The sequence below is a fragment of the Vibrio sp. ECSMB14106 genome (assembly GCF_000972265.1).
Classification (GTDB): Bacteria; Pseudomonadota; Gammaproteobacteria; order Enterobacterales; family Vibrionaceae; genus Vibrio; species Vibrio kanaloae.
This window is the reverse complement of record NZ_LAUM01000001.1, coordinates 283,026-305,397: the sequence shown is the minus strand read 5'-3', so window position 1 is coordinate 305,397 and position 22,372 is coordinate 283,026. Positions and strand designations below refer to the sequence as shown.

Annotated in this window: 24 protein-coding genes and 1 other annotated feature; of the genes, 16 read left to right on the top strand and 8 right to left on the bottom strand. The window is 45.0% G+C overall.

The window, feature by feature from the left end:
• Positions 1-7 precede the first annotated feature (7 nt).
• Positions 8-775, bottom strand: coding sequence for a nucleotidyltransferase (locus tag WR49_RS01305; protein WP_046222798.1), 768 nt, complete (start codon positions 773-775; stop codon positions 8-10).
• Between the two features lie 137 nt (positions 776-912).
• Between WR49_RS01305 and efpL the strand changes: the two genes are divergently transcribed.
• The 3 genes from efpL to WR49_RS01290 all read left to right on the top strand — a co-directional run bounded on the left by efpL (position 913) and on the right by WR49_RS01290 (position 2,452).
• The gene (efpL, locus tag WR49_RS01300; protein WP_017055115.1) at positions 913-1,482 is read left to right on the top strand and encodes an elongation factor P-like protein EfpL; all 570 of its coding nucleotides are present in this window, start codon (positions 913-915) and stop codon (positions 1,480-1,482) included.
• 10 nt (positions 1,483-1,492) lie between these two features.
• Complete coding sequence (locus WR49_RS01295; RefSeq protein ID WP_004741258.1) at positions 1,493-1,822, top strand: HI1450 family dsDNA-mimic protein; 330 nt, start codon at positions 1,493-1,495, stop codon at positions 1,820-1,822.
• Positions 1,823-1,969: 147 nt separating this feature from the next.
• Positions 1,970-2,452 (top strand): RNA methyltransferase, encoded by a 483-nt coding sequence (locus WR49_RS01290; RefSeq protein ID WP_017629620.1) that lies wholly within the window; start codon positions 1,970-1,972, stop codon positions 2,450-2,452.
• A 240-nt stretch (positions 2,453-2,692) separates the two neighbouring features.
• Here WR49_RS01290 and rluB read toward each other — a convergent pair whose 3' ends face one another.
• The 3 genes from rluB to rnm all read right to left on the bottom strand — a co-directional run bounded on the left by rluB (position 2,693) and on the right by rnm (position 5,432).
• Complete coding sequence (gene rluB / locus WR49_RS01285; RefSeq protein ID WP_046222797.1) at positions 2,693-3,727, bottom strand: 23S rRNA pseudouridine(2605) synthase RluB; 1,035 nt, start codon at positions 3,725-3,727, stop codon at positions 2,693-2,695.
• Between the two features lie 159 nt (positions 3,728-3,886).
• A complete protein-coding gene (locus WR49_RS01280; protein WP_017055111.1) occupies positions 3,887-4,507 on the bottom strand; it encodes an L-threonylcarbamoyladenylate synthase in 621 nt (206 codons plus the stop codon).
• Positions 4,508-4,562: 55 nt separating this feature from the next.
• Positions 4,563-5,432: an RNase RNM gene (rnm, locus tag WR49_RS01275; RefSeq protein WP_017055110.1), complete on the bottom strand. Its 870-nt coding sequence runs from the start codon at positions 5,430-5,432 to the stop codon at positions 4,563-4,565.
• 120 nt (positions 5,433-5,552) lie between these two features.
• On the opposite strand from rnm, the gene WR49_RS01270 reads away from it, so the two are divergent.
• The 7 genes from WR49_RS01270 (at position 5,553) to trpA (ending at position 12,728) form a co-directional block, all read left to right on the top strand.
• The gene (locus WR49_RS01270) at positions 5,553-5,678 is read left to right on the top strand and encodes a trp operon leader peptide (protein WP_017055109.1); all 126 of its coding nucleotides are present in this window, start codon (positions 5,553-5,555) and stop codon (positions 5,676-5,678) included.
• Positions 5,625-5,739: a sequence feature (Trp leader region), on the top strand. (Overlaps the previous gene by 54 nt.)
• A gap of 125 nt (positions 5,740-5,864) precedes the next feature.
• A complete protein-coding gene (locus WR49_RS01265; RefSeq protein WP_046222796.1) occupies positions 5,865-7,472 on the top strand; it encodes an anthranilate synthase component 1 in 1,608 nt (535 codons plus the stop codon).
• Positions 7,473-7,474: 2 nt separating this feature from the next.
• Positions 7,475-8,119, top strand: coding sequence for an aminodeoxychorismate/anthranilate synthase component II (locus WR49_RS01260; protein WP_017055107.1), 645 nt, complete (start codon positions 7,475-7,477; stop codon positions 8,117-8,119).
• Between the two features lie 9 nt (positions 8,120-8,128).
• Complete coding sequence (gene trpD / locus WR49_RS01255; protein ID WP_046222795.1) at positions 8,129-9,124, top strand: anthranilate phosphoribosyltransferase; 996 nt, start codon at positions 8,129-8,131, stop codon at positions 9,122-9,124.
• 25 nt (positions 9,125-9,149) lie between these two features.
• Positions 9,150-10,601: a bifunctional indole-3-glycerol-phosphate synthase TrpC/phosphoribosylanthranilate isomerase TrpF gene (gene trpCF, locus WR49_RS01250; RefSeq protein WP_046222794.1), complete on the top strand. Its 1,452-nt coding sequence runs from the start codon at positions 9,150-9,152 to the stop codon at positions 10,599-10,601.
• Between the two features lie 130 nt (positions 10,602-10,731).
• Complete coding sequence (gene trpB, locus WR49_RS01245; protein WP_017055104.1) at positions 10,732-11,922, top strand: tryptophan synthase subunit beta; 1,191 nt, start codon at positions 10,732-10,734, stop codon at positions 11,920-11,922.
• On the top strand, positions 11,922-12,728 hold the full coding sequence (trpA, locus tag WR49_RS01240; RefSeq protein WP_046222793.1) for a tryptophan synthase subunit alpha: 807 nt from the start codon (positions 11,922-11,924) through the stop codon (positions 12,726-12,728). The genes trpB and trpA overlap by 1 nt, the downstream gene beginning before the upstream one ends.
• A gap of 97 nt (positions 12,729-12,825) precedes the next feature.
• Here trpA and WR49_RS01235 read toward each other — a convergent pair whose 3' ends face one another.
• Positions 12,826-13,623 (bottom strand): slipin family protein, encoded by a 798-nt coding sequence (locus tag WR49_RS01235; RefSeq protein WP_046222792.1) that lies wholly within the window; start codon positions 13,621-13,623, stop codon positions 12,826-12,828.
• 69 nt (positions 13,624-13,692) lie between these two features.
• Positions 13,693-15,099, bottom strand: coding sequence for an NfeD family protein (locus tag WR49_RS01230; protein WP_046222791.1), 1,407 nt, complete (start codon positions 15,097-15,099; stop codon positions 13,693-13,695).
• A 409-nt stretch (positions 15,100-15,508) separates the two neighbouring features.
• On the opposite strand from WR49_RS01230, the gene WR49_RS01225 reads away from it, so the two are divergent.
• A complete protein-coding gene (locus WR49_RS01225; RefSeq protein WP_371692163.1) occupies positions 15,509-16,828 on the top strand; it encodes a dicarboxylate/amino acid:cation symporter in 1,320 nt (439 codons plus the stop codon).
• Between the two features lie 120 nt (positions 16,829-16,948).
• On the opposite strand, the gene WR49_RS01220 is transcribed toward WR49_RS01225, so the two are convergent.
• The gene (locus WR49_RS01220; protein ID WP_017055099.1) at positions 16,949-17,722 is read right to left on the bottom strand and encodes an ABC transporter substrate-binding protein; all 774 of its coding nucleotides are present in this window, start codon (positions 17,720-17,722) and stop codon (positions 16,949-16,951) included.
• Between the two features lie 10 nt (positions 17,723-17,732).
• Entirely contained in the window at positions 17,733-18,857 is a 1,125-nt protein-coding gene (gene hisC / locus WR49_RS01215; protein WP_046222790.1) for a histidinol-phosphate transaminase, read from the bottom strand.
• A gap of 180 nt (positions 18,858-19,037) precedes the next feature.
• Here hisC and WR49_RS01210 point away from each other — a divergent pair, with 180 nt between their 5' ends.
• The 5 genes from WR49_RS01210 to WR49_RS01190 all read left to right on the top strand — a co-directional run bounded on the left by WR49_RS01210 (position 19,038) and on the right by WR49_RS01190 (position 22,256).
• Positions 19,038-19,928 (top strand): LysR substrate-binding domain-containing protein, encoded by an 891-nt coding sequence (locus tag WR49_RS01210; protein WP_017055097.1) that lies wholly within the window; start codon positions 19,038-19,040, stop codon positions 19,926-19,928.
• Between the two features lie 209 nt (positions 19,929-20,137).
• Positions 20,138-20,704, top strand: a complete 567-nt coding sequence (locus WR49_RS01205; RefSeq protein WP_046222789.1) for a septation protein A — start codon at positions 20,138-20,140, stop codon at positions 20,702-20,704.
• A 266-nt stretch (positions 20,705-20,970) separates the two neighbouring features.
• Complete coding sequence (gene yciA / locus WR49_RS01200) at positions 20,971-21,369, top strand: acyl-CoA thioester hydrolase YciA (RefSeq protein WP_017055095.1); 399 nt, start codon at positions 20,971-20,973, stop codon at positions 21,367-21,369.
• Positions 21,370-21,562: 193 nt separating this feature from the next.
• Positions 21,563-21,859, top strand: a complete 297-nt coding sequence (locus WR49_RS01195) for a YciI family protein (RefSeq protein ID WP_004741234.1) — start codon at positions 21,563-21,565, stop codon at positions 21,857-21,859.
• A 1-nt stretch (position 21,860) separates the two neighbouring features.
• Positions 21,861-22,256 carry a GspS/AspS pilotin family protein gene (locus WR49_RS01190; RefSeq protein ID WP_046222788.1) on the top strand — a complete coding sequence of 132 codons (396 nt, stop codon included), beginning with the start codon at positions 21,861-21,863 and terminating at the stop codon, positions 22,254-22,256.
• Positions 22,257-22,372: the final 116 nt, after the last annotated feature.

The following is a 22,372-nucleotide window of genomic DNA, read 5'->3' as shown; positions in this document are numbered from 1 at the left end:
TAAATCTCTATCCGATTCTGAACTCGGTTTTCTGATACTGCTTAATCAACCAGTCACCAAAGCCGTCAAGAATACCTATCACCGAACGTTTAGGGATTGGTCTACCAGAAAGTAAAATCCCCAGTCTTTGGATTTCGACTTCTCTATCTGGGTGATACTTCAAGAACTGTTGACCACACTCTAATGGATCATCGTACCAATATTTATCGCGGTACATCACCAGTGAGTAACTCGCTCGTAAAAGCTTCTTGGCGATAATCACCTGCGCAGCGATTTGTTGTTCTGACGTTGTCGCTCGTGCAATCTTGTTGCGATACACCGCTAACCAGTTTTCAGCATCCATATTCCAGTGCTTAGCAATTTCCCAACTTGTTTCAAAATCACCATAGCAATCTGACAAATCTTCACCATGCACACACACGGCTAAATGCTTGAGCATAAAACCCCATGTGAAGATGTTGTCGAAATCGACTATCTCACTCACTAAGGTGGTCTTAATTGCTACTTGAGTTACCTGCGGGAAGCTCTTTTGGAAACGCCATTTGATGGTGTTCAACAAGGTGGTTCGTTGGTCAGGAAACGGTCTATGGGTCACCACAACCACATCTAGATTGGAGCGACCAACGACGGCTTGCTTACGAGCTACACTGCCATAAATATAAATACTGTGCAGATTAGATCCTAACCCTCCTTTTAGAAAGGTAATCAGATCGTTAACCACAGGTTGAAATTCAGGTTGAAAAGGCTGTGTTGGGTCAATAACAGGTAGCTGCATAGGTCGTTTCGGTAAATAAAATAATGATTTAACTATAACTCTATGATCGCTTAGGTGACTTTATGATTCAAGCTATTCCTATTTATAGCATCTCCGAGATATAATCAGCGGATAGACCCAATAAGGACAAACACAAAATGCCTAGAGCAAGTGAAATTAAAAAAGGTTTTGCTATCACAGTAGAAAGCAAAACAGTGATCGTTAAAGATATCGAAGTAACAACACCAGGCGGCCGTGGCGGCCAAAAAATTTACCGCTTCCGTGGTAACGATGTAGCAACTGGCGTTAAAACTGAAGTTCGCCACAAGGCTGACGAAATCGTTGAAACTATCGACGTAACTAAGCGTGCAGTAATGTTCTCTTACGTTGATGGCAACGAGTACATCTTCATGGATAACGAAGATTACACTCAATTCATCTTCAACGGTGAAACAATCGAAGACGAACTACTGTTCATCAACGAAGAAACTCAAGGTATGTACGCGATCCTTATCGATGGCAACGCTGCAACGCTTGAGCTACCAACCTCTGTTGAGCTAGTTATCGAAGAAACTGACCCTTCAATCAAAGGTGCATCAGCGTCTGCTCGTACTAAGCCTGCTCGTCTATCTACAGGTCTTACAATCCAAGTACCTGAGTACATCGCGACTGGCGACAAAGTAGTAGTAAACACTGCTGAACGTAAATACATGAACCGCGCAAGCTAAGATACTTATTATGACCGAAGCTAACGACCTAATGTCTTATGACGACGCAATTGACACTGCATACGACATCTTCCTAGAGATGGCACCTGACAACCTAGAACCTGCAGACGTGATTCTTTTCACAGCTCAGTTTGAAGATCGTGGCGCAGCAGAGCTTGTTGAAACTGGCGATGATTGGGTTGAACATGTTGGCTTTGAAGTCGACAAAGAAATCTACGCTGAAGTGCGCATTGGTCTTGTGAATGAAGCTGATGATGTTCTAGACGACGTATTTGCTCGCATGCTAATCAGCCGTGACCCAGAACATAAGTTCTGTCACATGCTGTGGAAACGTGACTAATACCGCTGTTGACGCTCATCAGCATGAGTAAACCAGTATTCATGTAAGCGAGTTAAAAGTTAGCCGAGCCGATTGCTCGGCTATTTTTATCACGCCATTTCTCATCGTGATTACTCACTTTCATCATCAACTTTAGATTCACTGATTATGACCAAAGCAAAAACAGACACACAATCGAAAGGCTATGCCTGCATTGGCCTAGTTAACCCAAAGACGCCTGAAAACGTAGGCTCAGTAATGCGAGCGGCTGGCTGCTACGGCGCCAACTCTGTATTTTACACGGGCACTCGCTACGACCACGCGCGAAAATTCCATACCGATACCAAAGAGAAGCACCTAGCGCTGCCTTTGATTGGTGTTGAAGATCTGAAAGACATCATTCCAGTAGGCTGCGTACCTGTTGCTGTCGATCTGATTGAAGGCGCAAAGCCTTTACCGGATTACAAGCACCCACCACGCGCGTTTTACATCTTTGGCCCTGAAGACGGTACGCTAAAGAAAGAGATCACCGACTTCTGTCGTGAGACGATTTACGTTCCGACCAACGGCTGCATGAACCTAGCGGCATCAGTGAATGTAGTGCTTTACGACCGACTGGCGAAAGGCGATAATTTCTCGAATCATAAGTAAATAGAACGAGATACGAGATACGAAAAGATTTATAGATACGCGTAAACGAGATAAGAGATGCGAAGAGCATGCTTACTGCCGATTATGGCAGTATGTTTTCGAAACTCGGTTACTCGTATCCCGCATCTTTTATTTCTTTTAGACGTAAAAAAAACCTGCTCAACGAGCAGGTTTTTTAGTATTCAGTGCTTTTAGCTAATGAAGCTTTAAGCTTAAGAACTGTAGCAACTACTGGCGTAATTACTGACGTGTTCTTGGCTTAGCTGGTTTAGCCGGACGACCGTTGTTCAGTTTAGGCTTACTTTTGCTAGCCTGAGGTTTGCCTTTGTTTGCAGCTGGAGCGCTACGACCTGAATCAGGTGTTGTAGTACCGCGCGTTGCAGGCTTCTTGCGTTTAGTTTGGTTGCTACGGCCTTTTGGTGCGTTTGCACGCTCCTCGTGACGCTTAACAGCACGACGAATTTTTTGGCTACGAGAACGCTCACGCTTACGAGAAGTATTTGAAGGATCAAGGTCCAACAGTGTCTCTTTCTCAGGCTTAAGCTCAACAAGCTCACGCAGGTAGTTAACTTCTTGAAGATCTAGCTCTTTCCAACCGCCACGAGGCAGTTTCTTATCAAGGTAGATATCACCGTAACGTACACGTTTCAGGCGGCTTACTGTCGTTTCTTGAGATTCCCAAAGACGACGAACCTCACGGTTACGACCTTCGTTAATCGCCACATAGAAAGTATGGTTCATACCTTCACCGCCAGCGTAAACAACATCTTCAAAACGAGCCATGCCGTCTTCTAGTTGTACGCCACGAGTAACGTTTTTAACTTTTTGCTCAGTCACTTCACCGAATACACGTACTAGGTACTCACGTTCAACCTGACGGCTTGGGTGCATTAGACGGTTTGCAAGCTCACCATCAGTAGTGAAAAGCAAAAGGCCTGATGTGTTTGCATCAAGACGACCAACTGAAATCCAACGAGAACCACGGATCTTAGGTAGACGATCGAAAACAGTACGGCGGCCTTCAGGATCGTGACGAGTACAAAGCTCACCTTCAGGTTTGTAGTAAGCAAGTACACGACAAACCACTTCTTCAGAAGCCTTGCCTGAAACAGTATGGCCATCGATACGGATCACTGAGTTCTCGTCTTCAAGACGCTCGCCCAGTTTCGCAACTTGACCGTTAACACTTACACGACCAGATTTGATTAAACCTTCTAGTTCACGACGAGAACCGTGACCAGCTCGCGCTAAAACCTTCTGTAATTTTTCGCTCATTTACTCTTTTCTACCTAATTGTCGTCTTCACAGACGTCGAATGAATTTTTCGCGACCAAATCGCGGTCGCGTATTATCGCAAATAACCTGCCAAAAAGCACTTGTTATTTACTGTGGCAGGCTTGCTGTATCGTTACAGGCTGTTAATCAGTAAAGCGATTATTCAAACGGCGCAGGATCGCCAGCACCACGACGTAGAACCACGGCATCATCGTCACTGAAGTCAATAACCGTCGTCGGTTGCTCACCTAGGTAGCCACCATTCAAAATCACATCAACCGCATGCTCTAGGCTGTCACGAATTTCTTCTGGATCCGACTCAGTAGTCTCGTTACCCGGAAGAATCAATGACGTCGACATCAGTGGTTCGCCCATCGCTTCCAACAAGTCGAGTGCAATCTTGTTGTCTGGGACACGAATACCAATCGTTTTACGCTTGGCATTCATCAAACGCTTTGGCACTTCTTTGGTTGCTTTAAAGATAAACGTGTAAGCACCTGGCGTATGTGCCTTAAGCAGACGGAAAGCCACGTTATCGACTCGTGCATACAGTGACAACTCAGAAAGATCACGGCATAACAAAGTGAAGTTGTGTTTATCATCTATACGGCGAATTTTACAAATACGTTCAAGTGCTTGTTTGTTTTCAAGCTGACAACCCAGCGCATAACCGGAATCTGTTGGATAAACCACAACTCCGCCATTGCGAATGATAGCAACCGCTTGGCTGATTAAACGCGCTTGTGGGTTATCTGGGTGTACATAAAAAAACTGGCTCATTGTTGATCCTCGTTATCGAATCTCTCGACTCTATCATCAGAAGGAGCTGGTTCACCTAAATACTGTCATTGGTATCAGATGGTGAAACCGTTTGAAACTCCCAATCTTTCCATACTTCTTCGACCCCAGAAGGTAGCCAGAGATTACGTCCAAGTTCCATCCACGGAGACGGATAATGGAAGTCACTGCCTTGGGAGGCTAATAGTTTGTATTGTATAGCATAATCCGCAAGTGTGCGCCTTTCTTGTTGCGCTTGCTGAGGTTGAGCAACTTCCATAGCGTCACCCTTTGCTTCAACAAATGCAGCGAGAAGACGCTTAATCCACTTCGCGGTGAGACCATACCTTCCAGGGTGTGCTAGCACAGCTTGTCCACCTGCCGCATGAATGGCCGTTACAGCGTCACCCATTGAGCACCATGTTGGTGGTACATAACCTGGATTGTTGCGAGTCAGAAACTTTTTAAACACTTGCTGCATGGTTTTCGCGTAACCATTATCGACTAACCACTTAGCAAAGTGAGCGCGAGTAATAGGCGCATCACCCGCAATCACTTTAACTTCTTCTAACACCCCTGCTCGGGTCGCTTTTTCGAGTCGTTGAGCAATCATCTCGGCACGCCCAATACGATGAAGCTTTTGTTGTTCAATTAACGTTTTCAATTCTGGCGATTCAGGATCGACGTTTAACCCAACAATATGGATATCTTTGTTTTGCCAAACGGTTGAAATCTCGATTCCGTTAATCAACTGAATAGGAAGGTTGTTGTCAGCAATATAGTTGCGTGCTTCAGCAAGTCCATCAGTCGTATCATGATCTGTAATCGCTAACGCTTCGATGTTAAAGCCTAGCGCTCGGTCAATCAGCTCAGGTGGAGTAAGTCGGCCATCTGAGGCTGTTGTATGACTATGTAGATCAATTCTCATATATTCTTTTTCATTGTTTTCAATTTTTATCGTTATATTTGTGTCAACACACTTGACCTGCAAGAGTAAAACTAGTTAACTAGTACACAAATACGAGGTATCACATTTGATAGGTCCACTATGTTACAAGAATTTAACCAGTACCATAAAGATAAAGTTTTAGAACTTTCTTCAGCAGAAGCAAGTTCAGAACTTAATTGGTGGCGCACTTGGACAAGTTCTTGGTGGGCTAATGTGTACTTCTAGTTAAACGATTTGTTTATAAAAAAGTTATCACTAAGCCCGCTTTCATAGCGGGCTTTTTAATTTGTCGAACATTTCACACTCCACTCACTAACAAATCAACGAGTTGACCATATTCTATATTGGGTGAAGGGTATCTTTATGCGACTATGTACGGCAGGAAATTTAAAAAATCATAAAGGAGGTCTTGTGAACAAGGCCATTGAAATCAAAAAGCTGGGAGCTATTGAGACCATCAATTCTTCAGTTCCCTACTCGCAAGATCCAACCAGTGTTTTTCATACGTTGTGTGAAAATAAAACAGACAGCTTGCTGCTGGAATCTGCTGAAATTGAATCTAAACAGAACCTAACAAGCCTACTCCTTATCGATTCTGCAGTTCGCATCGTATGTCGCGGACATGAAGTAACCTTTCAAGCGTTGACTCAAAACGGTCAAGCACTGATCGAGCATCTAACTCAAAACGTTAAAACAGAGATTAAATCTGATCTGAGCGAAAACTTACTAACGCTATCTTTTGTCGAGCCAAGCAACGAATTGGACGAAGACTCGCGTTTAAGAGAAGCCTCTTCTTTTGACGCTCTACGTTTGGTTCAGCACAGTTTCGAGCAAGACCCAAGCAACAAACACGCGTTATTCATGGCTGGCCTATTCGCTTACGACATCGTGGCAAACTTTGAACCGTTAGGCGATGCGGAAGCAACCAACAAGTGCCCTGACTTTGTATTCTACGTAGCTGAAACACTACTGCGTTTCGATCACCAAGAGCACGAAGGCCTACTTCACGCGAGCTTGTTTGCTCAAGATGATAGCATCAAAGCGCAATTAACTGACCGTCTAGCCGACATTCAAACTCAATGTCAGTCACTGAAAGCCATCACAGAAGTAACGCCACTAGACAACGTTGAAGCGGTACCAAGCGTTTCAGATGAAGAGTTCTGCCAAACGGTTCGTAACCTAAAAGAGTACGTAGTTAAAGGCGACGTATTCCAAGTAGTACCTTCACGCCGCTTTACTCTACCTTGCCCAGCTCCACTGGCGGCTTATAAAGAGCTCAAGCAAAGTAACCCAAGTCCTTACATGTTCTACATGCAAGATGAGCTGTTTACTCTGTTTGGTGCTTCTCCAGAAAGCGCGCTGAAATACGAAACCGAAACCAACCAAATCGAGATTTACCCAATTGCTGGTACTCGTCGCCGTGGTAAGCGCCCGAATGGTCAAATCGATTTCGACCTAGACAGCCGTATCGAGCTTGAACTGCGCACCGACAAGAAAGAAAACGCCGAGCACATGATGCTAGTCGACCTAGCACGTAACGATGTAGCTCGTATTGCTGAAGCAGGCACTCGCCACGTAGCAGACTTGCTGAAAGTAGATCGCTACAGCCATGTAATGCACTTGGTTTCTCGTGTTGTTGGTCAGCTCCGTGAAGACTTAGATGCTCTGCACGCTTACCAAGCTTGTATGAACATGGGCACGCTAACGGGCGCACCAAAAATCCGCGCAATGCAGCTTATTCGTGACGTAGAAAAAACGCGTCGTGGTAGCTACGGTGGTGCAGTCGGTTATCTAACCGGTGAAGGGACTCTAGATACTTGTATCGTAATTCGTTCTGCTTACGTTGAAGATGGCGTTGCACAAGTACAAGCTGGCGCTGGTGTGGTATTCGACTCAGACCCACAAGCAGAAGCCGATGAAACTCGCGGCAAAGCACAAGCGGTTATCTCTGCGATTCAAGCTGCACATACTAAAAGCGCAGCAGCAAATCAGCAAACATCAAACAAGAAGGAGTCGTAATCATGGCTGATATTGTATTCATCGATAACTTCGACTCGTTCACTTACAACCTTGTAGACCAGTTTCGTTCATTAGGTCACAGCGTAAAAATTTACCGTAACAACATTCCGGCAAAGGTTGTTGAAGCAGCGATCAACGAACTAGACAACCCTGTTGCACTGCTTTCACCAGGCCCTGGCGCTCCAGCAGATGCGGGCTGTATGCCAGAGCTGATTCAGCTTCTAAAAGGTAAAGTGCCAATGATTGGTATTTGCTTAGGCCACCAAGCAATTGTTGAAGCCTATGGCGGCACCGTTGCAGGCGCTGGTGAAATCATTCATGGTAAGGTGTCGATGATGGAACACCAAAACCATGCGACTTACCAAAGCTTACCTTCGCCATTGGCTATCGCTCGCTACCACTCTCTAGTGGCAACGCATGTATCTGATAGCCTAACGGTGACAGCTGAAGTCGATGATTTGGTGATGTCTGTGGTTCAAGAACAAGACAAGGTTTGTGGGTTCCAATTCCACCCTGAATCAATTATGACGACCTACGGTGCAACGCTTCTAGCAAACGCTATCGAATGGGCTCTTGAGAAACCTATTCATTTAGAGAAAAGCTCTCCCCTTGAGAAGACAGCGACTCTTGACCAAAAGACTAACTAGGACGAAATCATGGAACAGATTAATAAGCTTTACGAACAGCAGTCTCTTACTCAAGAAGAAAGCCAACAGTTATTTGATGTGATCATCAAGGGTGAACTTGACCCAATCTTGATGGCTTCAGCGCTGACTGCACTAAAAATCAAAGGCGAAACGCCCGATGAGATCGCAGGCGCAGCAAAAGCACTGCTTGCGAATGCAAACCCGTTCCCACGCCCTGATTACGATTTCGCAGACATCGTAGGTACCGGTGGCGACGGTCACAACACCATTAATATTTCGACGACTTCTGCGTTTGTTGCCGCAGCGTGTGGCTTAAAAGTCGCGAAGCACGGTAACCGCAGTGTATCGAGCAAATCAGGCTCTTCTGACTTACTAGACTCGTTCGGTATCAATCTAGCGATGACAGCAGAAGACACACGTACGGCTGTTGATGAACTTGGCGTAGCATTCCTATTTGCTCCGCAATATCACGGCGGTGTACGTCACGCGATGCCGGTTCGTCAAACAATGAAAACACGCACTATCTTCAATATTCTTGGCCCACTGATTAACCCAGCGCGCCCTAACATCGAATTAATGGGTGTTTACAGCAAAGAGCTAGTACGCCCTATCGCAGAAACCATGTTACAAATGGGTATGAAGCGCGCGGCGGTTGTTCACGGTAGCGGCCTTGATGAAGTAGCGATTCACGGCGAGACCATGGTTGCTGAAATTAAAGATGGCAAGATTCACGAATACACAGTGACACCGGCTGACTTTGGTTTGAACACTCACCCTCTTGAAGCGATTAAGGGCGGCGAGCCAGAGGAGAACAAATCCATCACAACCGACATCCTGACGGGTAAAGGCACTGAAGCCCAAGTTGGCGCAGTGGCAGTCAACGTTGCTCTATTGATGCGCCTGTTTGGTCACGAAGACCTAAAAGCCAACGCACAGCAAGCGATTGACGCAATGAACTCAGGCAAAGCGTACGAGCTTGTACAAAAGCTTGCTGCGCACGCCTAACGAACGACGAATCGAGACAAAGAACATGACACAGACTACCGATAAACTGTCGACCCACGTTTCAGTCAAAGAAGCTGAAATGGCGGAAGTATTAGCAAAAATCGTTCGTGATAAATACCAATGGGTTGAAGCACGTAAGCAGACTCAACCATTAGATGAGTTTAAAGCATCACTAACTGCAACAGACCGCAGCTTTTATGATGCTCTGAGCGGCAAGCAAACTGTTTTCATCACTGAATGTAAAAAGGCATCTCCGTCAAAAGGTTTAATCCGTGACGAGTTTGACCTGGACTACATTGCGTCAGTTTACAACAACCACGCAAACGCGATTTCAGTGCTGACAGACGAGAAGTACTTCCAAGGTGACTTTGAGTTTTTACCTAAGGTTCGCAGCATTGCTAAGCAGCCTATCTTGTGTAAAGACTTCATGGTTGATACCTACCAAGTTTACTTAGCTCGTCATTACTCCGCTGATGCTATCTTGTTGATGCTATCGGTACTGGATGACGAGGAGTACAAAGCGCTGGCAGAAGTCGCTCACTCACTCAACATGGGTGTGCTAACCGAAGTCAGCAACGAAGAAGAACTTCACCGCGCAGTCGCTCTAAACGCAAAAGTGATCGGTATTAACAACCGTAACTTACGTGACCTTTCGACTGATTTGAACCGTACTAAAGAGTTGGCGCCGCTGATTCGCGAACTGGCTCCAAACGCAGTCGTGATTTCAGAGTCTGGCATCTACACACATCAACAAGTGCGTGACCTTTCAGCGTTTGCAGACGGCTTCCTAATCGGCAGCTCTCTCATGGCTGAAAAGAACCTTGAACTTGCAGTGCGTAAAGTGACGCTCGGTGAAAACAAAGTGTGTGGTTTAACTCACTCTGATGATGCCGCGAAAGCGTATCAAGCAGGTGCAGTATTCGGTGGTTTGATTTTCGTTGAAGCGTCTAAGCGTCATGTGGATATCGAGGCAGCTCGTTTAACCATGAGCGGCGCACCTTTGAACTACGTGGGTGTGTTCCAAAATCATAGTGTTGCTGACGTTGCTAACACAGTTTCTGAACTCGGTCTGTTTGCGGTGCAACTGCACGGTGATGAATCTCAAGCGTTTGTCGATGAGTTAAAACAATCTCTACCTGAAAATGTTGAAATTTGGAAAGCTTACGGTGTTGCTTGCAGTACTGAAAACGGCACTGAAAGTGTGCTACCAGAATTACTTCAAAGCAATGTGACTCGTCACCTGCTAGATACTAAAGTGGGTTCTCAAACGGGTGGTACTGGCCAAGCGTTCGATTGGAGCCTAATCAACAACCAAAGCGCAATCATGTTAGCGGGTGGCCTAAACCCAGAAAACGCTAACCAAGCGGCTAAGTTGGGCTGCTTAGGATTAGACCTAAACTCTGGCGTTGAATCCGCTCCGGGTAAAAAAGACGCAGACAAACTGCAACACGCCTTTGCAGCGATTCGTAATTACTAGTCCAAGCTCGGCTCTAGGAATTAGAAAGCAGAAACTAAAAACATATTTGTGAGCTTTGCTTTAGCGAAGCTCAAACAAGATTAAATGTCTTGGTGTGAATACACATCAATAGAATTGAAGGAATAACACAATGGCTAAACTCGATGCCTACTTCGGTGAATACGGTGGTCAATACGTACCGCAGATCCTAGTGCCAGCACTAGACCAACTTGAACAAGCATTTATCGATGCACAAGCCGATCCTGAGTTCCGCAGCGAATTCATGACGCTTCTTCAAGAGTACGCTGGTCGTCCAACGGCGCTAACGCTAGCACGCAACTTAACAAAAGGTACAAAGACCAAACTGTACCTAAAGCGTGAAGATCTACTTCACGGCGGCGCTCACAAGACAAACCAAGTACTTGGTCAAGCATTGCTAGCAAAACGTATGGGTAAAAACGAAATCATCGCTGAAACTGGCGCAGGCCAACACGGTGTGGCAACGGCTCTAGCATGTGCTCTATTAGGTCTTAAGTGTCGTGTATACATGGGTGCAAAAGACGTTGAACGTCAAAGCCCGAACGTGTTCCGTATGAAGCTAATGGGCGCAGAAGTTATCCCTGTTCATTCTGGCTCTTCAACGCTAAAAGATGCATGTAACGAAGCGCTACGTGACTGGTCTGCAACTTATGAAGACGCGCACTACCTATTGGGTACTGCGGCTGGCCCTCACCCATTCCCAACGATTGTTCGTGATTTCCAACGCATGATCGGTGAAGAAACGAAGCACCAAATCTTAGCTCGTGAAGGTCGCCTTCCAGATGCGGTTATCGCTTGTGTCGGCGGTGGTTCAAACGCTATCGGTATGTTCGCTGACTTTATTGAAGAAGAGTCTGTACGCCTGATCGGTGTAGAGCCTGCTGGTAAAGGTATTGATACCGACCAACACGGCGCGCCACTTAAGCACGGCAAAACGGGTATCTTCTTCGGTATGAAAGCACCACTGATGCAAGATGATAATGGCCAAGTAGAAGAGTCTTACTCTGTTTCTGCTGGTCTAGATTTCCCATCAGTTGGTCCTCAACACGCACACCTAAATGCTATTGGCCGTGCTGAATACGACAACGTGACCGATGACGAAGCGCTAGAAGCTTTCCAAGCTATCGCGCGTAACGAAGGTATCATCGCAGCGCTAGAGTCATCTCATGCTTTGGCTCATGCCATCAAAATGGCTCACGACGATCCAGAGAAAGAACAACTATTGGTCGTTAACTTATCTGGCCGTGGTGACAAAGATATTTTCTCTGTACACGACATTCTTAAAGAGAAAGGAGCATTATAATGGATCGCTATCAATCACTCTTCACTCGCTTAGCTGAAAAGAATCAGGGCGCATTTGTACCATTCGTAACGGTTGGTGATCCTAACCCAGAGCAATCTCTTAAGATCATGGAAACTTTGGTTGAAGCGGGTGCAGATGCACTTGAGCTTGGTATTCCATTCTCTGATCCGCTTGCAGATGGCCCAACAATCCAAGGCGCAAACATCCGTGCATTAGATTCAAAAGTCACGCCAGATGTGTGTTTTGACCTTATTGCGCAAATCCGCGCTAACTACCCAGAGCTGCCAATCGGCCTACTGATGTACGCAAACTTGGTTTACGCACGTGGTATCGAGAACTTCTACGAGCGTTGTGCAAAAGCAGGTATCGATTCAGTACTGATTGCTGATGTACCAACCAACGAAAGTGGCGAGTTTGTTGCTGCAGCTAAGAAATTTGACGTTCACCCAATCTTTATTGCTCCACCAACAGCAAGTGATGAGACGCTTCAGTCGGTTTCTGAGCTAGGTGGTGGCTACACTTACCTACTTTCTCGTGCTGGCGTAACGGGGGCAGAAACCAAGGCAAACATGCCTGTGACTGCCCTACTTGATCGTTTGAACAAGTTTGATGCGCCACCAGCACTACTTGGTTTCGGTATCTCTGCTCCTGAACAAGTGAAAGAAGCGATTGTAGCTGGCGCTGCTGGTGCTATCTCTGGCTCAGCGGTTGTGAAAATCATTGAAAATAACGTTGAACAACCAGAAGCAATGCTTAAAGCTCTTGCTGAGTTTGTTACGCCAATGAAAGCGGCAACGCAGAAGTAACAGTTAGAATCATTGGTCGTTAATTCGAACCAATGATTCACATATTAGAAGGCTCCACAACTGTGGAGCCTTTTTTATTGCTTTTCATTTGAGCCAATCACTCATCGGCTTTCATCGCTTTCTTAACTGCTGCCTCATTGAGCGTCGCTTTGATCGGATCGGTTATCTTCTCCACTAAATCGATGGGCATTGGGAAAATGATAGTGGAGGTTCTTTCGTTAGCCACCTCGGTTAGCGTTTGCATATATCGCAATTGAATGGCGTTAGGTGCTTGGTTCAGCACTTCGGCCGCTTCTCGTAATTTGGTCGATGCTTCTAACTCACCCGTCGCATGTATCACCTTAGCTCTACGGGTGCGCTCAGCTTCCGCTTGTTTCGCTAGAGCTCGCACCATACTCTCATCAAGATCAACATGTTTAATCTCAACATTGGCTATCTTAATTCCCCAATTATCCGTGTGTTGATCCAGTATCGATTGCAAATCTCTATTGAGCTCTTCTCGCTCAGACAACAGCTCATCCAACTCATGTTGCCCCAATACTGAACGTAACGTCGTTTGTGACAACTGACTGGTCGCTTCGAGGTAGTTCTCCACATTATTGATCGCCATCTTTGGATCCAACACTCTGAAGTAGACTACCGCATTGACCTTAACCGACACATTGTCACGAGTGATCAAGTCTTGTGTCGGTACGTCCAATACGATTGTTCGTAAATCCACTCGCACGATCTGTTGAATAAAGGGGATGATGATAATCAACCCCGGCCCTTTCACACCATAAAAGCGCCCAAGGAAGAACACCACTGCGCGCTCGTACTCACGCAGAACTCTGAACATGCTGGCTATCAACAAGATAACGAGCACGATGACAATACCTATAGTGTGTATAAACATAACCGCCCCCTAATGGTAACGATGGTTAAGCAATAATTAATTCAATCAAGTGTATCCCTGTATTCCGCGCTAACTGGGCCTCGGTGGTATCTCATCGGGTAGTGCCTCGACATCCAACAACAACCCAGTCAGTTTGGTCACTCTGATAAGCTGCCCCGCTTGCAGTTCACTGGCGCATCGAGCTTGCCAAATCTCACCTTCAACCAACACTCGGCCCGTACCCGGGAAACCACTGACGACTTTGCCTATCTCGCCAACCACCGCTTCCATCCCTGTAGTCACAGGCTTGTTTCTCACTCGGACTAACATAGAGATAGTTACGACAATAAAGGCAACAGAGAACAAACTGATCCCGATAATTAACGGCAATGCGATTTGATAACCCGGCACTTCGGTGTCCATCAGCATGATTGAGCCCAATGTAAATGCAGCAACGCCGCCCAAACCGAAAATACCAAAACTCGGGCTAAAGGCCTCTGCCACCATTAAGGCAATTCCCAATAGAATTAAGGCAAGGCCCGCGTAGCTCACAGGCAGCATTTGTAAGGAGTACATCGCCAACAACAAACAGATACCGCCCAATACACCCGGTAAGCCGACTCCAGGGTTATAGAACTCCAGTAACAAGCCATAGATGCCGATGAGCATGAGGATGTAAGCGACGTTTGGATTAGTAATCACCGAAAGCAAACTAAAGCGCCAGTCTTGTTCACGCTCAACAAACGCCACATCACTAAGTTGAACTTCCTGATTGATACCGTTGATGGTGATGGTGCGTCCGTTGCTCAGCTCAACCAATTGCTGAAGGTCGCTGGCAATAAAATCGATCACATTAAGTGTGAGTGCGTTCTCTGAGTCCAAACTCGCCGCTTCTCTTACCGCCTTTTCAGCCCACTCTTCATTGCGATTGTGTAGCTTAGCCAAACTGACAATGTAGGCTGCAGCATCGTTGATGACTTTCTTCTCCATCGCAGTGGTGGCTTTTACTTGCTCGGAACTCTCTTCTTTGGGTGAACCTTGCTCATTGGCTGTGGCGTTGTCGTCTTTATTCGCGTCTTCTTGTGGGGATAACGGATTAGAAGGGCTTTTACCTCCACCAAGAGACACTGGAGTTGCTGCCCCCAAATTAGTTCCTGGGGCCATAGAAGCGATGTGACTGGCGAGAAGAATATAGGTCCCTGCACTTGCTGCGCGTGAACCTGCTGGTCCAACCCAAGTTGCTATCGGAATCGGTGACGTGGTGATGGATCGAATAATGTCGCGCATCGACGTGTCTAACCCGCCGGGCGTGTTCATTTTCAATATGATGAGCTTAGCTTGCTCATCGTGAGCTTGTTCTATTTCTCTCGTAAGGTAATCACTGGTCGCCGGACCTATACCTCCATTCACCTCTATCACCCAGACATCATCGGCCTGAACATTCGCAGAGCTAAACAACAGAAGAAACGCAAACAAGTACTTTAATATAAAAGTCATAGCCCCTCTCCTTACAATTGAGATGCTAAATAGACGTTTATTTAAAGCGTAGAGGTAACATCTTGGTAATAATTCGTTATCTTAAGCATAGCTCAGGCTGGATTTCCCACAACACACTTATCAATATTACCCCCATATCCAACGAGCAAAAAAAGTGCACAAATGAAACGTAAATGTTAACAACACATCCCTACCACTAAGCAGAGATAATTATTCACAAAATATCTGGCAATGCTAATTTTATAAATAAAGCAAATACTCAAGCAAAAAACCCAAAAAGCAAACGTTTGCTTGAACACAAAAAAGCGACAAATAACATTAGACCACGTGTTTTTAGAGGGTTTTCACCTCAGCTCATATTGATAAATGTAAAAGATACGTGTAAAACTCTTAGCGAAATATTTATCCAATGGCACATCGTACATTGGTGAGTAGTTCTGGGATTTTTATATTTAGTAGCACAGAGGTTATGGAAGTGTTAAAAGAAAAGAATTTACTAAGCAATATCGGCATTCAAGTCGTTATTGCAATGATCGTCGGTACCGTAGTCGGTGCGATGATGGGTGACAGCGCAACTATGTTCGCTCCACTGGGTGCTATCTTCATCAACTTGATCAAGATGCTGGTTATTCCTCTAGTCGCGGTTGCCCTAATTTCAGGTGCTGCTGGTCTAGGTAATAGCTCATCGGCTGGTAAAGTCGGTGTAACAACACTGGGTTACTTCGCACTAACGTCTGCACTTGCTGTAGCACTAGCGCTGGTAATGGGTGAAGTATTCGAACCAGGCCGTGGTATCGATGTTTCTGGCGTAGAAGGCATGTTCTCTTCTGAATACGCTGCGAAAGGCGAGCTTCCAACGTTTTGGGCAACCATCACTGGCATGATCCCTACCAACGTTTTCCAATCACTGAATGAAGCAAACATTCTGCAAATTCTCGTTTTCTGCTTATTCTTTGGTATTGCGATCTCTAAACAAGCAAAAGAGAAACGTGACCCTATCATCAACGGTGTAAATGCGATTGTTGATGCAATGGTTTGGATGATCAACAAGGTTATGATCATCGCACCACTTGGCGTGTTCGGCCTAATGGCAGAAGCAGTCGGTACATTCGGTTTTGGCGCACTTATGGTTGTGTTCAAGCTGTTTATTGTTTACATCGCTGCGATTCTGATCTTCGGCTTTGTGGCTTACCCACTGATGATTCAAATCTTCACTAAGACTTCTGCGAAGAAGTTCCTAGTGGCAATGAAGAAGCCTCAAGCGGTTGCACTATCAACAGCATCATCAATGGCAACACTGCCAGTAACAATGGAAACGGTAGAGAAGGAACTTGGCGTTCGTAACTCTACGGCTTCATTCGTTCTGCCTTTGGGCGCGACGATCAACATGTCTGGTAACGCAATTTACTACGGCCTAGTGGCTATCTTCTTTGCACAGCTCTTCAATATCGACCTATCTATGGGGGCTTACGTTGCTATCATCGTAACGTCTACGCTAGGTGCTGTTGGTCAAGCAGGTGTTCCAGGCCCTTCTTTCCTAGTGGTTGCGGTTCTTCTTGCGGCAGGTATCCCTATCGAAGGTCTACCTCTATTGTTCGCTCTAGACCGTATCTTCGACATGATCCGTACTGCTCTGAACATCACTGGTGATGCAGCATGTGCAGTCATCGTTGATTCTCTGATCAAAGACGAAGCGAAAGAAGCTGAGCTACAAAAACAGCAAGCGTAATAAATAAACGCTAAGTTGGTGGTATTGAATTTATACCACGGACATCAACGAAAAAATCCGAGAGCCTCACAGCTCTCGGATTTTTGTTTTTGGTGTTCTAGTTTTTAGGCGTTAGACGAATTACAAATCAGCGCCATAAATATCAAACGTGAAGTACTTAGCGGCGATCTTGTCGTAAGTACCGTTTGCTCTAATCTCTTCAATCGCGGCATTGAATTGTTTCGCCAGTTTTGAGTCCTGCTTTCTTAATGCTAAAGCCGTACCCTCGCCAATGTAGGCTTTGTCGGTTACCGCTTTACCTTTGAATTCGAAACCCTCTCCTTCTTTCTTATCTAAGAAAGCAAGCGACAGTTGATCTGAGTTACCGAAGGTGAGATCTAAACGGCCATTTTGCAGATCAAGGTACACTTCGTCCTGACCTGTGTACCGCTTGATATTTACGATGTCACCAAACTTATCGGTTACGTAGCGATCATGAATCGTACCTTGCTGAACACCGATGGTTTTGCCTGCTAAGCCTGTCTCATCAATGCTGAACTCCGCGCTTTTGGCAGCAACAAATACGGCTGGTGTTTGGTAGTACTTATCGGTGAACAAAATCTTGCGCTTACGCTCTTCGGTAATACGCATCGACGCCATAATCACATCTGACTTTCTTGCCAACAAACTTGGAATTAACGAATCCCAGCTTTGTGAAACCCAAGTACAATCGAGTTTGGCTTGCTCACACAAGGCATCAGCTATCTCAATATCAAACCCGACAGGCACACCGTCACTGTTTTTGTAGTTGAATGGCGGATACGTAAAGTCTGACGCTAAACGGATTTCTTTCGCCTGTACTGTTGTACCAAGTAAAGCGGCCGCACAAGCGAGTCCGAGAATTATCTTTTTCATCATTGCCATCCTAGATATGATTTTTATCGAGTTGAGGTTGAGTTTCTTTGTGTTGAGATTGTTGATTTTGTCCTAATTCGGTTTGGTAGCGTGTTAGTGACGTTATCACTTCTAACATGCTCTCTTGGCTACCAATGCTGATTCGAACGCAGTTACGTAAAGCCGGTTCGTGGTTTTGGTTCCTTGTTACAATGCCATCCTTCATCAATACGCTAAACAGCTCATGCCCCGATTTTTGACGTAACAAAATGAAGTTGGTCGATGACGGATAAACGTGTTCAATAAAGTCGAACTGCATTAACTCCGCAGCAAACTGATTACGAATCTCTACCAGTTTAGCGGTCGCCTGTTTCATCACGGCAACACGCTCATTAGATAACGCCTCTAAAACTATCTGAGACGAACAATCTGGCATTGGGTAAGGGGGAATCAGCTTAGATACGTATTGCATCACGTTAGGGCTCGCCAAAATAAAGCCACAACGTACGGCTGCGAGTCCAAACGCTTTAGATAAAGTACGGATAACGACGAGATGCGGATAACGCTCAATAAGGCTCACGGCCGATGTCTGAGGTTCAAATTCAATATACGCTTCATCGACCACGACTAGCGATTTTCCGACGGTCCCCTCGAGTACTTGAGTCAAATCTGATTTAGGAATCACATTGCCGGTTGGATTATTGGGAGAACAAAGAAAAACGATATTGGCCAACTCGGCTTTTTTCACGATGTCAGCAACGTTTAAGCTAAAATCTTCCTGTAAAGGAGAGTCGAGCGTTTCAATCGCCAGTGCATCAGCGCAAAACTCATACATGGCATACGTTGGTGAACAGATAAGAATCTTGTCTTGATCTGGCTTACAAAATGCCCTGATCAGAAGATCAATTGCTTCATCCGCACCACGGACCGCGATTGTTGGAGCTTCTGTTGCGCAATATCTTTGATACGCCTTGGCAATATCTTGTGGTAAGAAATCTGGGTAGCGATTATAGCTTGGCTCAGCTTCGAACAAAGTGTTCTCTAGTTCATTGGCATTTAACCAGACACGTCCATCACCACCAATTCTTCTTGCCGATTGATAAGGTATTAATTTTTTTACGGCCTGAGGTACTAAACTATCAATAAAAGATGTCAAAAACTGTCCCTTCCATGTAATAACGATGCCTTCACCACTGCCTTCATATTCAAAAAATGCGAACTATACACATATTGAATCACAATTGATGATTAAGTATTTACATTCAAACAGAACACTATTGATAAATGAATCGAAATAATCACATAATAACCATGATAAAAAATCATAGGTAAAGAGATGAATCGAACCCTTCCCTCAACCAAAACCTTGCTCGCGTTCTTATCCACCGCAAGGCACCTCAATTTTACTCGAGCGGCACATGAACTCAATGTCACGCAAGGAGCAGTGAGCCGTCAGGTGCTGTCGTTTGAAGAAAGCCTTGGCTGTGATCTCTTCTATCGGCATGCTCGCGGGTTGTCGTTAACGCCCAAAGGGGAAGAATTGGTCCCTCTCATTCAAGGGACAATTCAACAACTGCAATCGGCTCTCAATCAAATTGCCACTTCACCCTCTAAGATCAAACTCAACGCGCCAAGTTGTATTACTTCTTGGTTGTTACCTAAGTTAATGTCGTTTCAACAGGCTTACCCCGAGATTGATGTTGAGCTTACATCGACCATCAAGCACGTTTTCGAGCCAAGCTTTGACCCATTTGATGCGGTGATTACCTATGGCAAGAAACCCAACCAACAATCGATTGTTAGCCAACTACTGTTCAACGAGCAACTCGCCCCCATCTGCCAAGCACAGAGTATTGTGCCGAGTCATCGGATAAACAGCACTTCGACTGTTATCAAGCCACACAAACTTGCTCAGTACACTTGGTTACACGCCAACAATGAGCAGAGTGATTGGCGACTTTGGTTGGAGCATATCGGGAGCCTCGACCTTTCAAGCAAGAACAACCAACAATTTGCCACGCTCGATCAAGCCATGAATGCGGCCATTCAAGGGTTTGGGATTGCCATAGGCGATATCACACTCGCTCAGCAAGATATCGATTTGGGCCGATTGGTGAAAGTGAGTGAAGACAGTGTCTTTTCCGGAAATGGTTACTTTTTAATTCAACCAAAGAATCGTCAGAATGCGTCCCTGTCGACTTTGGTAGATTGGCTCGTTGATAAATGAGCAAGAGATAGAGAACACCTAAGATAGTCTGAAAAGTAAAGGCTATTTAGAAGACACCAAGAAGTTCATTCATCGCTATCAAACAGCGCCGATGAATTGATTTGCCGATAAAATAATTAGTTTTGCAGCCAATTGCCTTGGGCTATTTAGCATCGGAGTAATTTTAGTTAGACTGTTTGCAACTCAACTAACTGGATATTCAGTGCCACATGAAACAAATTCTTGATTTCATACCCCTCATCATTTTCTTTGCGCTTTATAAGATGTACGACATCTATACAGCGACTGGTGCTTTGATCGTTGCATCTGCTGTTCAAATTGTTTTGACGTACTTGATCTACAAGAAAGTAGAAAAAATGCAGATCATCACTTTTCTAATGGTTGCCGTATTTGGTGGCATGACTATCTTCTTGCACGACGACAACTTCATTAAATGGAAAGTAACCATCGTTTATGCGCTGTTCGCTATCGGTCTGACAGTCAGCCACCTTATGGGTAAATCTGCTATTAAAGGTATGTTAGGTAAAGAGATCACACTGCCTGAGCCTGTATGGGGCAAGATCAACTGGGCTTGGACTCTGTTCTTCACTTTGTGTGCGATCCTCAATGTTTACGTTGCCTTCAACCTGCCGTTGGATATTTGGGTTAACTTCAAGGTGTTTGGTCTGCTCATCGCGACCTTGTTGTTCACATTACTGACAGGTGTATATATTTATAAGCATTTACCAAAAGATCAGCAGAAAGAGCTAACGGATAAAAATACCGACGAGAAGTAACTCTAAGGGATGAGTCCTCATTCCCTTTTTGATACAATTATTATCAATATTCTATTAACAGTGGCCAATGATACTCGTGATCATTGGCCACTGGCTTTTTTGTGTTGCGGAAACTGGTCAAAATAAAGCCTATTATTTAATGAAAACCTCACTAAATTAGCAATCATCTGGTTTGTTGTTGTTCATTGCACTCATTTGCCAATGTGCTTAACCAGTCAACACATCAATTTTTATTTAAGATAATCAATACCACCAAGAGTACGACAATGACTATTCAATCAACTTTGAACCCGATTGGTTCTTTACTTCTTCGCACATTAGCGATGCCTTCTGATACAAATGCAGCAGGCCAGATTTTCGGTGGTTGGATAATGTCTCAACTGGATCTGGCTGGCGGCATACTGGCGAAAGAGATCTCAAACGGAAAAATAGTCACCGTGTCAGTATCAAGCATCGAATTCAAACAGCCAGTTTCGGTTGGCGATGTCGTGTGTGTTTATGGTGACTGCACTAAGATTGGTCGTAGCTCTATGAATATCGACCTAGAAGTATGGGTTAAGCCTGTCCTTGATCACGGCATCGGTGACCGTTACAAAGTATGTGGCGCGACCTTTAACTACGTGGCTGTTGATGAAAGTGGCAAGCCTCGCGCTATCAACAAATAATACCTTTTATTAAGAGAGTTATGTCGATGGTCTTTAGTTTGTATAAATGAAATTGCTAAAGACCATCAACTCTCTCGCACCAATTCACAATTTCTTATCATTAGCCCTTCCAATACCAATTAGTTCGCGTAAATTAGCAAGATAGCGAATATAAACACCCCAATTTAGTGAAGTAAAATAAGGATATCTCAATATGTGGTACGTGATTTTTTCTCAAGACGTCGAAAATTCATTAGAAAAGCGCCTAAGTGTTCGCCCACAACATCTAGAACGCCTACAAACACTTCACGATGAAGGGCGACTGTTAACAGCAGGTCCAATGCCAGCGATTGACTCAGATAACCCTGGCGAAGCGGGCTTCACAGGTTCAACTGTAATTGCCGAATTTAACTCTTTGGAAGATGCTCAAGCATGGGCAGACGCTGACCCGTACATTGATGCTGGCGTTTACCAAAATGTGATTGTAAAACCATTCAAGAAAGTATTTTAACGTGAAGAAATGGATTATTGGCTCACTGGCTTTAGCTCTACTTACAGGCTGTGCCTCAAGTGAGCAAGACGAACAAAGACAGCTAGAGATGATGGCGCAGCACCGAGCTGGCGTTTTATCTGCTGGTCTGCCGATTGAGTATGGCCCACTGTCGGTCATGCGTGTGCTAGCAAAAAACACCGTGATTGAGATCATGATGATTTACAACCAAGATGCTAAAGGTGCAAAACCTTTAAACCAAGTTGTAGATATGAGTGTGAACAGCTACTGCACCAACTCTGAAGTGAGAGCAAACCTCGATATGGGCTTGGCTTACAACATCAAGATTCGCAACACTCGCGGACAACTGATGGTTGAAAAGCTGATTAGCAAAGAGACATGTCAGAGCAGCAGCTAGTTTCAAGATTCAAGATTCAAGATTCAAGATTCAAGATTCAAACAAGCATAAAACCAGAAGGCCTCGTATTTGCGAGGCCTTTATTTTTTAAGAGTAATCAAATCCTAGCGTTAGTT